This is a genomic window from Nocardia sp. NPDC003999, assembly GCF_053604885.1.
This window is the reverse complement of sequence record NZ_JBSGIB010000017.1, coordinates 65,124-82,991: the sequence shown is the minus strand read 5'-3', so window position 1 is coordinate 82,991 and position 17,868 is coordinate 65,124. Positions and strand designations below refer to the sequence as shown.

Below are 17,868 nucleotides of genomic sequence, written 5' to 3'. Positions count from 1 at the left end.
ATGCCGCGTGCCACGCCCGCCCGGCGGTCATCGCGGATCTCCGTCACTGCCTGCCGCCGACCGCGCGAGGATCGGCTCCTTGTCATCGAGTTCGCTCAGCCAGCGCCGTATCTCGGCCGCGACGGCCGAGGTCGCCGCCCCGATGATCGAGAAGTGGTCGGCGTCGAGTTCGACCGTCTCGCCGGTGTGCAGCCAGGCAGGCACCGGCTCGGCGAGGTCGAGCCCCGGCAGCGGTGTCGCGGCCCGCAGGTCGAACGTCGGCGCGGTGATCGACAACGGCCTGCGCTGCTCGAACAGGCGCGCGTATCTCGCCATGGCGACCAAGCCGTGATCACCGATCTCGGTGACCTCGTGGCCGAGGTCGAGTACGGAGCCGATCGCGCTCAGCAGCACCCGGCGGTTCTGTTCCGGGTCGTCGGGTGAATACGTGTCGAGCAGGATCACCGCGGACGGTCCGCGCCCGTCCCGCTCGAGCCGATGCGCCAGCGCATGCGCGATCGCGCCGCCCGCCGAGTAGCCGAGGAGCACGACCGGCCGGTCGTCTCCGCGGTTGCGCACCGCCGCCGCCAAGTGATCCAGCAGCACATCCCACGACTCGGGCAGCGCCTCGCCCGGCTGCGTACCGGGCAGGCGCAGCGCCGCGATCGACCGGTCGCCGCCGAGTTCCCTGGCGAGCCGGGCGAACTGGTGCGGCCCGGTGCCGACCACGAACGACGGAACGCACAGCAGTGTCGCCGCTCCGGCGCCCCTGCTCAGTGGGATCGGCGCCGGATCACCGGACCCTGCCGCAGCGGTGAAAGTGTCGACGAGTTCGGCGCTCTCCAGCAGCATCGGTATCGCGGCGCCGACCCGGCCACGCCGGTGCGCTGCCAGGACCAGCTCGGTGAGCGCACCCCTCGCCCCGGTTTCCACGGGTATCGCGGGCGCGGCGGCGGGCTCGTCCACGGGCACCATCTCCGCGATCCGGGAACCCAGGTACGCCGCCAGGGCCTCGCCGGTGGGATGGTCGAAGACGAGTGTCGACGGCAGCGCCAGCCCGGTGGCCTTGGCGAGGCGATTGCGGAACTCGATGCCGGCCAGCGAGTCGAATCCCAACTCCGTGAACGGAGCACGCGGATCGACCACGTCGCCGGAAGTGTGGCCGAGACTCGCTGCGATGTGCTCCCGAACGGCGGCGAGTACGACGCCTGCGCGCTCCGCTTCGGCGGTCGCGGCAAGCTGCTGTGCCAGCGAACGCACCCCGCCTGCCCGTCGCGGCGCCGCGGTGACCAGGGAACCGAGCATCCTGGGCAACGCACCCGATGCGGCCAGTGCGTTCAGCACCGCGGAATCGAGACGCACGCCGACACCGGTCGGCTCGCCCGCGGCCAGCACGCTGTCCAGCAACGCCATTCCGTAGTCGTCGTCCAGCGGTATCAGGCCCTCACGGCGCATCCGCGCGATGCCGGTCTCGGTGAGGGTGCTCGTCATGCCACTCTCCGCCCGCCACGGTCCCCACGCGATGGACGTGGCGGGCAATCCCCGGTGGTGCCGGTGCTGGGCGAGCGCGTCGAGGAAGGCGTTCGCCGCCGCGTAGTCGGCCTGGCCCGGGCTGCCGATCGTCCCCGCGAACGAGGAGAAGAGCACGAACATCGACAGTTCGAGATCGGTCGTGGCTTCGTGCAGATACCAGGCCGCGTCGGCCTTCGGCCCCAGCACCGTCGCGAGCCGCGCCGAGGTGAGGTCGGTCAGGAGACCGTCGGCGAGAGCGCCCGCGGTGTGCACGACCGCGGTGAGCGGATGTTCCGGCGCCACGGTGGACAGCAGCCGGTCGACGGCCGCCCGATCGCTCACATCACAGGACCGCACCTCCACATGTGCGCCCAGTTCGGTCAGTTCCGCCGCCAGTTCCGCGGCACCCGGCGCGTCCGGGCCGCGCCTGCTCGCCACCAGCACCCGGCGCACACCGTGCTCGACGACCAGGTGCCGGGCCGTGAGCGCACCAAGGCTTCCAGTGCCGCCGGTGATCAGCACCGTGCCGTCGGGATTCGGCCGCGGCGACCGTGTCCGGTCTGCCCCGCTCCGGCTCAACCGCGGCACGTACACCGCACTATCGCGCACGGCCACCTGGGATTCCTCGGCCATGGCCAGCGCGGCCGCGACGGCACGGCGGTATCCCGACCGGTCCGCCACGTCGACCAGCACGATCCGTCCCGGGTTCTCGTGCTGCCCGCTGCGCAGGAGGCCCCACACCGCCGCGCCCGCAAGGTCCACCGGCGCGGCGGGCGTCACGGCGACCGCACCGCGGGTGACCACGACGACGCGATCGTGGCGGGTCAGCAGTCCGGTGACCCGCTCCGCCGTCTCGGCGAGCCGGGTGCGCACCACGCCGGGCACATCGCTGTCCACCGGTGTCTCTTCGACCCGGATCACGGCGACGGAACCTCCGCCGACGCGCACGAACTCGTCGGCGCCGCCGCGCACCCAGTGCTCGTCCGCGACGAGTCCGGTGTGTTCCGCCACCGGCACCGGGACCCACCGGAGCCGATACGGGTCGTGCCCGGTCGGGGCGGCGCCTGCGGAACGCAGCGTGTCGATCGGAATCGGGCGCATGGTCAACGCCGAGATCCGGAAGATCTGCTCCCCGTGCGGATCGGTGAGCGTCACCGCGATCGGCTGGTTGTCCCGGTCACCGGATCCGGACTCGGCCGCGGTCAGCCGTACCCGCGCCGCGCCCGCGCCCACGGCGTGCAGGTCCACGTTCTCCCACGAGTAGGGCACGTAGATCTCGTCCGGAGCGGGTTCTCCGGTGAGCCCGGTGAACCGGATCGCGTGCAGTGCCGCGTCCAGCAACGCCGGATGCAGCCCGAACCGATCGGCCGCCGAATGCTCTTGTTCCGGCAGGCGCACCTCGGCGAAGACCTCTTCGCCGCGCCGCCACAGTGCGGTCAGTCCCTGGAACAGCGGCCCGTGCCCGTAGCCGCGGTCGGCGAACTCGGTGTACATATCGCTGATATCGACCGGCTGCGCCCCGGCAGGCGGCCAGGTTTCCGTCGTCGGGTTCGCCTCGGCCGACGGCGCTTGCGCGACAAGGGTTCCGGTAGCGTGCCGGATCCAGTCCGCCTGTTCCGGCGCGCCGGAACGACGCGGGCGCGAATACACCGACACCGCACGTGCGCCGGTGTCGTCGGGGCCGTCCGCCAGCACCCGCAATTCGACCGAGCCGTCGGCGGGCACCGCCAGCGGCGCCGTCACGACGAGCTCCGCCAGGCGCGGGTTGCCGGTCATCGCGCCGATGTACAGCGCCAGCTCCGCGAAGGCCGTGCCGGGCAACAGCACCGTCCCGCCGATCATGTGGTCGGCGAGCCACGGATGGCTCGACAGCGACAACCGGCCGGTCGCCACCACACCGTGCGAGTCGGGCAGCCAGACCGCGGCGCCGAGCAGCGGATGGTCGACATCGTCCAGGCCGGAGGACCGCACGTCGGGGGTGTGTTCGATGGCGGTCAGCCAATACCGCTGGTGACGGAATGCATAGGTGGGCAGAGGGATTCGCCGCGACGAGCCGCCCTCCCACAGCGGCCGCCAGTCCACCGTCGTTCCGGCGACGTGCGCACGCGCCAGGAACGTCACGAACTGGCGCGCTTCCGTTCCCACGCGGCGGGCCGCCGGGGCCGTCAACCATCCGCTCCCCGGCTCGTCTCCGATAACGCTGCGGGTCATGGTCGTTAGTACGGCGTCAGGACCGATTTCGAGGAACCGGCGCACGCCGGTGTCGGCCAGCGCCCGGATGCCGGGCGCGAACCGGACGGCCGCGCGGATCTGCCCGACCCAGTACTCCGGGTCGGTGAAGGTCTCCCCCACCGCTCCGGTCACATTCGACACGATCGGCAGCATGGGTTCCCGGTAGGTCAGTTTCTCGGCGACCGCGCGGAAGCCGGCCAGCGCGGGTTCCATGCGCGCGGAGTGGAACGCGTGGCTGACCTGCAGCCGCGTCGTCTTGCGGCCCTGGGCCGCGAGAGTTCGTTCCAGCTCGTCGATCGCGTCCGCGTCGCCGGAGATCACCACCGCGTCCGGGGCGTTCACCGCGGCGATCGACGCGCGGTCACCGAAACCGGCGAGTAGGTGCGCCGCATCGGTTTCGGAGACGGCTACCGCGAGCATGGCCCCGCCTTCCGGCAGCGCCCCCATCAACCGTCCCCGCGCCGCCACCAACGCGCACGCGTCCGGCAACGACCACACTCCCGCCGCATACGCGGCCACCAACTCACCGATCGAATGCCCGATCAGCACGTCCGGGGTGATCCCGAACGACTCGACCAACCGGAACAACGCCACCTCGAACGCGAACAAGGCGGGCTGCGTCCACTCGGTCCGATCCAGCACACCCGACGGATCGGCGAACATCACCTCCCGCAACGACGGCGCGGGATCGCCCACCGAAAGCGAACGCGCCGCGTCGGCCGAGTTCTCGCGCAACCGATCGAATTCGGCGCACACCTCGTCCAACACGTGGGCGAACACGGGGTAGGCCGAGTACAGCTCGGCGCCCATGCCCACGCGCTGCGCGCCCTGTCCGGTGAACAGGAACGCGGTCCTACCCGATCCGGCCGTCCCTTCGACCACGCCGGACCCGGTACCCGCGGCCAATTCCGCCAGTCCCGCCAGCAATTGCTGCCGATCACGGCCGAGCGCGGCGCCACGCCACTCCAGCTGAGCGCGGGTCTCCACCAGCGAGCGTCCGACCGCACGGGCGTCGGCCTCGGGATGCTCGGCCGCCCAGGCGCGCAGCCGTTCCGCTTGCGCCCGCAGACCGGCCTCCGATTTCGCCGACACCACCCACGCGATCACACCGTCCGGATCGCAGCGGTGGTCCCGCACGGCGGGCCGTTCGTCGCGTGCGGGCGCTTCTTCCACGATGACGTGCGCGTTCGTCCCACTGATCCCGAACGACGACACCCCCGCCCGCCGTACCCGCTGCCCCGCGGGCCAGGGCTCCGCTTCGGTCAGCAACCGCACCGACCCCGCCGACCAATCCACGTGCGGCGAGGGAGCGTCCACGTGCAGCGTCCTCGGCAGCATCTCGTGCCGCAGGGCCTGCACCATCTTGATCACGCCGCCCACGCCCGAGGCCGCCACCGAATGGCCGATATTCGACTTCAACGAACCGATCCGCACGGGTTCGGTCCGCCCTTGCCCGTAGGTCGCGATCAGCGCCTGCGCTTCGATCGGATCGCCCAGCGGAGTTCCCGTGCCGTGTGCCTCCACCGCGTCGACGTCGACCGGCTCCAAGCCCGCCGCCGCAAGTGCCGACGCGATCACCCGCTCCTGCGAGGGACCGTTCGGCGCGGTCAGGCCGTTGGACGCACCGTCCGAATTCACCGCCGACCCCCGGATCACCGCCAGCACCTCGTGGCCCGATCGCTGAGCGTCCGAAAGCCGTTGCAGGGCGAGCACGCCGACCCCTTCCGACCAGCCGACGCCGTCCGCGCCCGCGGCGAACGACTTGCACCGCCCGTCGGGCGCGAGCCCCCGCTGCCGCGCGAAGTCCACGTACAGCTCCGGGCTGCCCGACACCGTCACACCGCCGGCCAGCGCCAGCGACGTTTCCCCGTTTCGCAGCGCCTGGCAGGCCAAGTGCAGCGCCACCAATGAGGAGGAGCACGCCGTGTCCACCGTCATGGCCGGACCCTGCAGACCCAGGACATAGGCCACTCGTCCCGAGGTGACGCTGTCGGAGTTCCCGGTCATCCGGAATCCCTCGTACGCGCCGACCACCCGCTCGGAATAGCCGGACGGGGTAGCCCCGACGAACACTCCGGTATCGCTGCCGCGCAGCGCGGTCGGATCGATACCGGCGTCTTCCAACGCCTCCCAGGCGGCTTCCAGCATCAGCCGCTGCTGTGGATCCATGGCCGTCGCTTCCCGGGGGCCGATCCCGAAGAAAGCGGCGTCGAACCCGCCCGCGTCGGTGAGGAAGCCACCCTCGCGCACGTAGGTGGTGCCTGGTTCGTCCGGGTCCGGGTGATACAGCCGATCGAGGTCCCAGCCCCGGTCCGTGGGGAACGGCGTGATCGCGTCGGTACCCGAGACCAGTAGCTGCCACAGCTGCTCGGCGGAACTCACGCCGCCGGGATAACGGCAGCTCATGCCGACGATCGCGATCGGCTCGTCCGTGCGAGTCCGCGACGTCACCCGCACCGGACGTGGTCGCGCGGGCGGAGCGTCACCGAGCCTGGAGACGAGGAAACCCGCCACCGCACGGGAACTCGGATGGTCGAATACCAGGGTCGAGGGCAGCGACAGCCCGGTGGCCTCGGCGAGCCGGTTGCGGAATTCCACACCGGCCAGCGAGTCGAAACCCAACTCCGTGAACGCGGTATCGGGGTCGATCGCCTCCGCGGTGGCGTGCCCGAGCACGGCCGCCGCCTGCTCCCTGGTCACGGCGAGGGCCACCTCGGCACGGTCGGCGGGCGCGGCCGACGCCAGCCGCCCGACCGGATCCCCACCGGCGCGAGCGGTCCGCGCGGACGAGGGCGCCAGCGCACTCAGCAGTTTCGGGAGCGCTCCCGCCTCGGCCTGCTCCGCCAGTCCCGATCGATCGAATTCCGCACCGACCACCAGCGCCGAGCCCGCGGTGAGCGCGGCGTCGAAGAGGGACAGTCCCGTCGTATCGCCGAGCGGCCGGAAACCCAAGCGCCGCAACCGTTCCAACCCGGAAGTACCGAGGTCGCCGGTCATTCCCGTGCCCGCGTTCCACGGCCCCCAGGCCACCGACACCGCGGGCAGGCCCGCGGCACCGCGCAGCCGGACCACCGCGTCGGCGAACGAGTTCGCCGACGCGTAGTTGCCCTGGCCCGGCGAGCCCGCCAGCCCCGCGAGCGACGAGAACACCACGAACGCCGAAAGATCCGCGTCCCGCGTCGCCTCGTGCAGCAGCCAGGTGCCATCCACCTTCGGGCGCAGCACCCGATCCACTTGCTCCGTGGTCAGGGTCTCGACGGTGCCGTCGTCCACCACCCCGGCGGCATGCACGATGCCGGACAACGGGAACCGCTCCGGCACCGACGCCAGTATCGCGGTGAGCGCGTCGCGATCGGCGATGTCACACGACTCGACATCCACTCGCGCGCCCAGCGCCGACAAATCCGCGAGGAGTTCCGGGACCCCGGCGGCATCGCGACCGCGTCGCGAGACCAGCAAGAGCCGCCGAACTCCGTGCTCGGTCACCAGATGTCGCGCGATCAGCGCGCCCAGCCCGCTGGTGCCGCCGGTCACCAGCACCGTACCCGTCCCGAACGACATCGCCCCCGGGGCCGGTGCGGCCGCGATCCGGCGCACCCGTGGCGCCGACAACCGGCCGTCGCGCACCGCGACCTGTGGTTCGTCCGCGGCCAGCGCCGCAGCCACCACTCCGGCATCGATCTCGCCGTCCCGATCGAGCAGCACGATCCGGCCCGGATGCTCCGCCTGAACGCTGCGCAACAGGCCCGCGACGGCAGCGGCCGCCGGGTCGGGCGACTCGCCCGGCAATCCGAGCGCGTTCCGCGTCACCACGATCAGCCGCGCCCGGTCGTACCGCGTGTCGGTCAGCCACGACCGCGTCAGTTCCAGTGTCCGCGTGACCCATTGCCTGCCCGCTCGCGCCGGGTCCGCGCCCGCTTCCGCGGTCTCGGCCACCCAGACGATCGTTGCCGCGTCCTCATCGGCGTCGACCGATTCGCTCAGGTCGGTGACGCGCAGGTCGATTCCGGCCACGCTTCCCGCACCGAGCACCGCCATCGATCCCGTCGGCTCGGCGGTGCCGGCGGACACCGGCACCCACTCCAGACCGTGCAGCGGCACCGGCGCCGTATTCGACCGGACCCGCTCCACCGTGCGCCGCTCCACCGGATGCACCACGACGGATTCCGTGCCCAATACCGGTGCGCCGGTCTCGTCCACCACATCCATCCGGATCCGGTAGCCGCCCGACAGCACCGCGCGGACCCGGACCGGCCCGGAACCGGACCGGGCCAGCCGCAGGCCCCCGACCGTGACCGGCAGCGGAACCCGCCCGGCGGGCAGCTCGTCCATGACGAAGTCGAGCGCGGGGTGCAGACAGGCGTCGAACAACGCCGGATGAATGCCGTAACCCGACGCCGCGGCGGCGGTGGCGTCGTCCAGCGCTACCTCGGCGAACACCTCGTCGCCGCGCCGCCACACCGCGCGCATCCCACGGAAGGTGGGACCGTATTCCATTCCCAGGCGCGCGATCCGCCGATAGATCGCCTCGTCGTCGAGTTGTTCCGCGCCCGCGGGCGGCCAAATTCGGTCCCAGCCGGTGGCGAGTTCGGGGCCGTGGTCGGCGGCGAGCACGCCACCTGCATGGGGAATCCACGCCTCGGCGTCGTCGAGGTCCGCGGTGCGGGAGTACAGGGTGAAGCTCCGCCGCCCGTCCGCTTCGGCCGCACCGACCGACACCTGCACGTCGACGGCGCGCTCACCGAGGGCCAGTGGGATGTCCAGCCGCATCTCCTCGACCGAGCGCATCCCGAGCCGATCGCCGATCGCCGACATCAGTTCCAGATACGTCGTCGCCGGTACCACCGGCGTACCGAACACCACATGATCGGCGATCCACGGCTGCCTGCCATTCGACAGCTGCCCGGTGAACAGCCATTCGTCCTTGCCCGCCACCGGCACCGCGTCCAGCAGGATCGGATGGTCGACGGCGCCCGCCGCGACCGGCCGGACCACGTCCAGCCAATAGCGCCGACGCTGAAAGGCATAGGTGGGCAGTGGAATACGCTCCGGTGACCGCCCCTCCGACAAGGGCTCCCAGTTCACCTCGACACCGGCGTTGCAGGCATGCCCGAGGAAGCCGAGGAACTGGGTGACCTCGTCGACGCCGCGCCTGCTCGCCGCCGCCACGACGGACCGGGACCCGACCTCGTCGGGCAGGCACTGACGGGTCATCGCCGTCAGCACCGCATCGGGGCCGACCTCGAAGAACTTCCGGACACCGAGATCCACCAGCGCGTCGACCCCCGGGGCGTAGCGCACGGTGTCGCGGACATGACCGGCCCAGTACAGCGAATCCGAAAGCGCTTCGCCCCCCACGACGCCGAACACGTTCGACACCACCGGCAGCAGCGGGCTCCGGTAGTCGAGACCGGCGGCCATCGCCTCGAATTCCGGCAGCATCGGTTCCATCGACGCCGAGTGGAACGCGTGGCTGACCCGCAACCGTGACGTCTTGATCCCGTCCGCCGTCAGCATGGATTCCAACTCGGCGACGGCACCTTCGGTACCGGAGATCACGATCGCGGAGGGTCCGTTCACCGCCGCGATCGACAGTTCGCCGCGGAATCCGGCGATGAGCTCGGTCCCTCGCTCCGGCGGGACGGCCGCGGCCAGCATCGCGCCGCCTTCGGGCAGCGCGCCCATCAACCGCCCCCGCGCCGCCACCAGCGCGCACGCGTCGGCGGTCGACCACATCCCCGAGACGTACGCCGCGACCAGTTCGCCGATCGAATGCCCGATCAGCACGTCCGGCGTGATCCCGAAGGACTCGATCAACCGCACCATCGCCGCCTCGTAGGCGAACAACGCGGGCTGGGTGTACTCCGTGCGGTGCAGGAGTTCCGCACCCGCGGCACCGAAGACGATGTCCCGCAACAACATTCCAGGCTCGGGTAATTCGAGCAGACCGTCGAATTCGGCGCACAGCTCGTCGAACGCCGCCGCGAAGACCGGGAAAGTCGCGTAAAGCCGAGCGCCCATGCCGACTCGCTGCGCCCCCTGCCCGGTGAACAGGAACGCGATCTTCCCGCCGACGGGGCCGCCCTCGGCCACTCCCGGCGACCTCGCACCGGTCGCCAGATCCGCCAGCCCGGCCAGCACGGCCGCGCGGTCGCCCGCGACCACCGCTGCGCGCCGATCGAATCGGGCCCGCGTCGTGAGCAGCGAATGGGCCACGTCCACCGGGTCGGCGTCGGGCCTGGCCGCGAGCCACTCGCGCAACCGAGCAGCCTGCGCCCGCAGCCCCGCCTCGGTCTTCGCCGACAGCAGCAGCGGCATTCCCGGCGAAGCGTCCGCCGGTTTCGTCACCGCCGCGCGCTGCGGGGCTCCCGGCGCTTCCTCCACGATGACGTGCGCGTTGGTGCCGCTGATCCCGAACGCGGACACTCCCGCCCGGCGCACCCGCTCGACCGAGGCCGACCACGGCCGCTGTTCGGTCAGCAACCGCACGGCCCCCGCCGACCAGTCCACGTGCGGCGACGGAGCGTCCACGTGCAGCGTCTTCGGCAGCATCTCGTGCCGCAACGCCTGCACCATCTTGATCACGCCACCGATCCCCGCGGCGGCCTGGGCGTGCCCGATATTCGACTTCAGCGAACCGACCCACAGCGGCTCGGTCCGGCCCTGCCCGTAGGTCGCCATCAACGCCTGCGCTTCGATCGGGTCGCCCAGCGGTGTGCCCGTGCCGTGCGCCTCCACCGCGTCCACGTCCTCGGGGGCCAGTCCCGCGGTGGCCAGCGCCGCCGCGATCACCCGTTCCTGCGACGGACCGTTCGGCGCGGTCAGCCCGTTGGACGCACCGTCCTGGTTCACCGCCGAACCCCGGATCACCGCGAGCACGTCGTGACCGAGCCTGCGCGCGTCCGACAGCCGCTCGAGCACCAGCACACCGACGCCTTCGGCCCAGCCGACACCATCGGCGGAGGCCGAGAAGGCTTTGCACCGCCCGTCCCGGGAAAGACCGCGTTGCCGGGAGAACTCGACGAACATGAACGGCGTCGACATCACCTGGGCGCCACTGGCCAGCACCAGCGAACTCTCCCCTTGGCGCAGCGCCTGACAGGCCAGGTGGATGGCCACCAGCGAGGAGGAGCAGGCGGTGTCGATCGTGACCGCCGGACCCTCGAATCCGAAGGTGTATGCCACGCGACCGGAGAGCACGCTACTGGTGGAACCGGTACCGATATAGCCTTCGGCGACCGCACCCGCGGCCTTGGCGATCTCTTCGTAGTCCTGATAGGAGACCCCGGTGAACACGCCGGTGTCACTGCCGCGCAGTGCCGACGGATCGATACCGGCGTGCTCCAGCGCTTCCCACGACGCCTCCAGCAGCAACCGCTGCTGCGGATCCATCGCCGCCGCCTCGCGCGGACCGATTCCGAAGAAGCCCGCGTCGAAATCGGCCATGCCGGAGAGGAATCCACCTCGGTCCAGGTAGGAGGTTCCCGGGTGGTCGGGGTCGGGATCGAACAGCCGATCCAGATCCCACCCGCGATCGACGGGGAACGAGCCGATCGCGTCCGCACCGGCGGCCACCAGGTCCCACAGTCCATCCGGCGATTCGATACCGCCCGGGTACCGGCAGCTCATCCCGACGATCGCGATCGGCTCGTCGGCACGGATCCGGCGCGTCACCCGCGCGGGCCGCCCGGCGTCGGTTTCGGTCGCCTCGCCCACCCGCGAGCGCACGAAGGCCGCCACCGCCGCGGCGGTGGGGTGATCGAACACCAGCGTCGAGGGCAGTTGCACGCCGGTCGTCTTGGCGAGGCGATTGCGGAACTCCACACCGGCGAGCGAATCGAAGCCCAGTTCGGTGAACGGCGCCGTCGGATCGATGGCGTCGCCGGAGATATGGCCGAGCACACCGGCGACCTGTTCGCGGACGACGTCGAGCACGATCGCCGCACGCTCCTGCGCGGGCGCGGCGGCCAGCCGCCGCGCCAACGTCCCACTCGTCTCGGCGGCCCGCCGCACCGGCACCGTGACGATCGACTGCAGCAGTCGCGGCAGCGACCCTTCCCTGGCCTGCACCGCCAGTGCCTCGGTGTCGAACTCCGTCGCGATCACGACCGGCGACGACGCGGCGACGGCGCGATCGAACAGCGTCAAGCCATACGCCGTTTCCAACGGCCGCACGCCGAGGCGACCCATCCGCGCCATCGCCGCGCCGCCCAGCCCACTGGTCATGCCGATGCTCTGGTTCCACGATCCCCAGGCGATCGATACCGCGGGCAGCCCCGCCGCCCGCCGTCCTACTGCCAGCGCGTCCAGGAACGCGTTCGCCGCCGCGTAATTCCCTTGGCCGGACGCGCCGACCACACCCGCGACCGAGGAGAACAGCACGAAGGCGGCCAGTCCCAGGCCGCCGGTCAGTTCGTGCAGATGCCAGGCGGCGTCGGCCTTCGACGCCAGCACCCGGTCGAGCTGTTCGGCGGTCAGGGTCTCGATGGTGGCGTCATCGAGCACGCCCGCGGAATGGACCACCGCGCTGGGCGCGAACTCGTCCGACAGATCCGCCAGCAGCGCCGCCACTTCGGCCCGGTCGCCCACATCGCAGGCCGCCACCCGCACCCGCGCGCCCGCGGCGGTCAGCTCGCTCACCAGATCGGCCACCCCGTCGGCCTGTTCACCACGGCGCGACACCAGCACCAGCCGCCGCACGCCGTGGGTGGCGACGACATGACGCGCCACCTCGGCTCCAAGTCCGCTGGTGCCACCGGTGATCAGCACCGCACCCGCACCGAGACCGTTGCCGTCCGCCGCCGCGTGCTGCCTGCGCAGCCGCGGGACGCGCAGTTCTCCGCCGCGCACGACCAGCTGCGGTTCCTCCGACCGCACCGCCGCGGCGATCACTTCGGTCGTGAGGTCGTCCTCGGGTGCGGCGTCGAGGAGAACGAACCGGCCGGGGTGTTCGGCCTGGGCGCTGCGCACCAGACCGCACACCGCGGCCCCGGCCGGGTCAGGGTTCTCGCCCGGCAGGCCCGCGGCACCCCGCGTCAGGATCACCAGCCGCGAATCGTGCCATCGTTCCTCGGCCTGCCATTCCCGTATCAACTCCAGCGCCGCCCGCAGCCAGGTGCGCGTCCGCGCGGTCACGCCGCCATCGGCCGGTCCGTCCGGCGACCACACGACGATCTCCGGCGGCGCCTGGTCGCCGAGCAGATCGGCCGGTGCCGTCCCGCGGCGATCGGCACCCGCGACACTCGCCTCCCCGAGCAGTGCGATCGTGCCCGACGCGCCGCCCGCGACGGCGGCCGCCTGCACCCATTCGATGTCCGACAGGGACGCACGGCGTCCAGCTCCACGGTCGAGTGCCTTGGCATCCACCGGGCGAGCCGTCAGCGCTTCGACGCTCAGCACGGGCGCACCGGTGTCGTCGAAGGCGGCTACCCGGATGCGTCCGGCCCCCACCCGTTCCAGACGCACCCGAAGCGCCGTCGCCCCGGCGCGATACAGCCGGACCCCACCGAACGAGAACGGCAAAGGCAGCCTGCCCGCGGGCATGTCGTCGGCCAGTTCGGTGATCGCGGTGTGGAAGGCGGCGTCCAGCAGGGCGGGATGGATGCCGAAGGCCGGTCCCTGAGCATCGGGCTCGGTAGCGAGCGACACCTCGGCGAGCAGGTCGTCGCCGTCGCGCCGAGCCGAGGTGACGCCTTGGAACAGCGGACCGTACCCGAAGCCGAGCCGCGCCAACCGGTCGTAGAGTCCGTCGACCGGCACCGGTTCGGCCCCGCTCGACGGCCATCGCCCGTCCTCCGGCGCGGCGCGCCATCCCGATTCGACCCAGGCGGGCACACTCTCCGCGGCGGCGACGAGGACACCGTTGGCGTGTGAAATCCACTCGCTCGCTTCGGTTTCTCCGGGCACCACCGCACGCGAATAGATCGCGAACCGGCGCGCGCCCGCGTCGTCGGCGGGTTCGACGGTCAGCTGCACGTCGATCGCGACGTCGTCGGTCAGCGACAGCGGCGCTTCCAGCAGCAGTTCCTCGACGAACCCGGCACCGAGCCGGGCCCCCGCGGTCAGCGCCAGTTCCACGAACGCGGCGCCGGGCAGCAGCGCCGACCCGAAAACGGCGTGCTCGGCCAGCCACGGGTGCGTCCGCAACGACAGCCGACCGGTGAACAGCCATTCGTCCCGACCGGCCAACGGCACGGCGCCGGTAAGCATCGGATGATCCGATGACTCGAGTGACGCCTCGATCGCGAGCGGCTCCAACCAGTACCGCTGCCGCTGGAACGCGTACGTCGGCAACGACACACGTTCTGGTGTCCGCCCGCTGAAAAGGGGGCGCCAGTTCACCTCGACACCGGCGGTGTGGGCTTGCGCGAGCATGGTGATGTACTGCGTCACCTCGTCGCCCGAACGGCGCGACGCGGCCGTCACCATCGACTCGGCTTCGATCCGCGGGTGTTCGGCCAGGCAGCGACGTGTCGTCGCGGCCAGCACCGCGTCCGGGCCGACTTCGACGAAGCGGCGGACCCCGGCGGCCACGAGAGCGTCCACGCCCGGCGCGAACCGCACGCAACCGCGTAGCTGCTCGACCCAGTAACCCGGGTCGGTGAATTCGGCCCCGGCGAGCGCCCCGGAGACATTCGACACCACCGCGATCGTGGGCATCCGGTACGTCAGCCGCTGTGCGACTGCGCGGAATTCCGCGAGCATGGGATCCATTCGCGCGGAATGGAACGCATGGCTGACCCGCAGCCGCGAGACCGTGACCCCCGCATCGGACAGCTGCCGCTCGACCGCGCCGATGGCGTCCGCGTCGCCGGAGAACACCACCGACGACGGACCGTTCACCGCCGCCACCGACAGTCGACCCTCGTGCGCAGCCGTGATCTCGACGGCCCGCCGCTCGGTGACCGCCGCAGCGAGCATGGCGCCGCCTTCGGGCAACGCCCCCATCAACCGCCCACGCGCCGCCACCAACGCGCACGCATCCGCCGTCGACCACACACCCGCCACATACGCCGCCACCAGCTCACCGATCGAATGACCGATCAGCACATCGGGAGTGAGGCCGAACGACTCGACGAGCCGGAACAACGCCACCTCGAACGCGAACAGCGCGGGCTGCGTGAACTCGGTGCGGTGCAGCAAATCCGCACTCGCGGCGCCGAAGACGACGTCCTGCAGCGAGACACCCGGCCCGAGCAAGCGATCGAATTCGGCGCACAACTCGTCGAACGCCGCGGCGAACACCGGAAACGCCGCATACAACCCTGCCCCCATGCCCACCCGCTGCGCACCCTGACCGGTGAACAGGAAGGCCGTCTTCCCCGATCCGGCCACACCTTCGAGCGCACCGGCGGACGTACCGGCCGCCAACTCCGCCAACCCGGACAGCAACTGGTCACGATCGCTACCGGCCACCGCGGCGCGCCGATTCCATTGCGCCCTGGTTTCGATCAGCGCGGACGCCACGCTCCGCAGGTCGGCGTCCGGGTGTTCGAGCAGCCACGCGTGCAGCCGCGCCGCCTGGGCGCGGAGCGCGTCATCGGTCTTCGCCGACACCAGCAACGGAACGACGGTTGCCGCGCACGCCGGACCGGCTTCGGTATCGGCGGACTCGCCGTCGGACCCGGCGACCGGCGCGGGCGCTTCCTCCACGATCACATGCGCGTTCGTGCCGCTGATCCCGAACGACGACACACCCGCACGGCGCACCCGCTGCGCCGACGCGGGCCATGCTTCCGCCTCGGTCAGCAGCCGCACCGCCCCCGCCGACCAATCCACGTGCGGCGACGGCGCATCCACGTGCAGCGTCTTCGGCAACACTCCGTGGCGCAGCGCCTGCACCATCTTGATCACACCGCCGACACCCGCCGCCGCCTGCGCATGACCGATGTTCGATTTCAGGGAACCGATTCGCAGCGGCTCGTCCCGCTGCTGTCCGTACGCGGCGATCAGGGCCTGCGCCTCGATCGGATCTCCCAGCGACGTGCCCGTACCGTGCGCCTCGACCGCGTCCACATCAGTGGGCGTCAGCCCCGCCGCGGCCAGCGCCGAGGCGATCACCCGCTCCTGTGACGGACCGTTCGGCGCGGTCAAACCATTGCTCGCGCCATCCTGATTCACCGCCGAGCCCCTGATCACGGCGAGCACCTCGTGCCCCGAGCGCCGCGCATCCGACAGGCGCTCCAGCACCAGCACGCCCACGCCTTCGCCCCAGCCCACCCCATCGGCCGCCGCCGAGAACGCCTTACATCGACCGTCCCGCGACAGACCTCGCTGCCGGGAGAACTCGACGAACAGGAACGGTGTCGACATCACCGTGACGCCGCCCGCCAGCACGAGCGACGCCTCTCCGCGCCGCAGCGCCTGGCAGGCCAGGTGGATGGCCACCAGCGACGACGAACACGCCGTGTCCACCGACACGGCAGGGCCTTCCAGGCCCAACGTATAGGCCACCCGGCCCGAGACCACACTGCCCGTCGAACCGATACCCGCGTAGCCCTCCGCGATCGGTCCAGCGGCCCTGGCGGTGTGCTCGTAGTCCTCGTACATGACACCGGCGAACACGCCGGTATCGCTGCCGCGCAGCGAGGTCGGGGCGATACCGGCGTTCTCCAGGGCCTCCCAGGAAGCCTCCAGCAGCAGCCGCTGCTGCGGGTCGGTCGCCGCCGCCTCCCGGGGGCCGATGCCGAAGAATCCCGCGTCGAAGTCGCCCGCGCCGCGCAGGAAGCCGCCCTCCCGCGTGTACACCTTGCCGAAGCGGTCCGGATCCGGGTCGTACAGCCCATCGAGGTCCCAGCCCCGGTCCGCCGGGAACCCGCCCACCGCGTCCACTTCCGCCGCGACCAGCTCCCACAGCTGCTCCGGCGATTCGACGCCGCCCGGATAGCGGCAGCTCATGCCGACGATCGCGATCGGCTCGTCGATCTTCTCCCGCAACTGGGTCAGATCGTCGCGAGTCGTCATGAGCTCGACGGTGACCTTCTTCAGGTACTCCAACATGCGGTCGGACGATTCACCAGCGCTCGAGTCCACGTTTCACATCCCGGGTATCGCAGGGTCGACGAAGAAACCCGGCGTCGCGAGCAGCGGCGCGGGTCGGCGAGAACTACCGAGTAGTTCGATCAGGTATCGGTGACGAAGCAGCCGGTCGAGGTACCCGCGAGCGGGGTGGCTCGCCCGTGCTCGCCGGCCCGACCGTGTTTTTCGGCAGGAGAATGTTTCTCGGCGGTTACCGAGATGGACATCTCGAGGCCACCTTCACTGACGGTAAACCCGACACCATAGAGCACTTCATATACCACGATTCTTTATTCGCGGCGAACACTCTGTTTCCCATTGCTGAGAAGACGAACCCATGGCACACGCACAATCTTTCTTCGGCAGAGCAAAGCGACAGGACGACCGTCCAGTCGCGTGCTGAGCGTTAGCCTGCCAGCCGTTCCAGTTTCCCGCAAGTGATACGCGGACCTGCCCTGTTTCAAGATCGAACATGGACCCGCCGGGCCACCACAGGCGAATCGAGCCTCCCACCGACGCACGGAACGAGGAGAGGGCGAATGCCCGGCAGCAGGCCGCTCGCATCGATGTCGTGTGCGAATGCCGCGAGTGCGCACCGCTCGACTCGATGGGCAAACCACCGCCGAGACATCCGACGTCGCTGCGGTTCCCGAGCGCCGACCCGGCACGCGCCGGAGCGAAGCATGCGGTCCGCCTACGTACCATCCGGCAAAGGGGCGTAACAACCTCGTTGCTGGCTACCCATACCGAAAACAACTCCGAAAGAGGATATTGCCGTTTTCGGCCCGCCCGAATATTTCCTGTGAATTCATCAAGTGGGCAGATACCACAAGGCCACCTGGAGGCGCCGGAAGAGGAACGCAGGTCCGAACCGGATCAGAATACCCGCATTTCACGATCACTCGCCTACGACACGAATACTTGGAACACGCCCCACCCGCCGCTCGATACCCGAGCCATTTCGTTGAGTCGACATTCCACGCCACGGCAATGCGGTTTTGTTCACCTGAACAAAACTAATTCGAGCCGGTCGTATCGATACGCCCCGATGCCCACCGAGCGGGGGTGCGAGGGTCCGCTCGGTGGGCACACCGCCGCGCGCCGGGGACGTGCGCGCCGGACAGAGGC

1 protein-coding gene is annotated in these 17,868 nt (G+C 70.8%); it reads right to left on the bottom strand.

Translation table 11 applies throughout. The features are described 5' to 3' along the window. Nucleotides 1-27: 27 nt before the first annotated feature. Entirely contained in the window at nt 28-16,722 is a 16,695-nt protein-coding gene (locus ACWESM_RS27455; protein WP_452494167.1) for an SDR family NAD(P)-dependent oxidoreductase, read from the bottom strand. Nucleotides 16,723-17,868 lie beyond the last annotated feature (1,146 nt).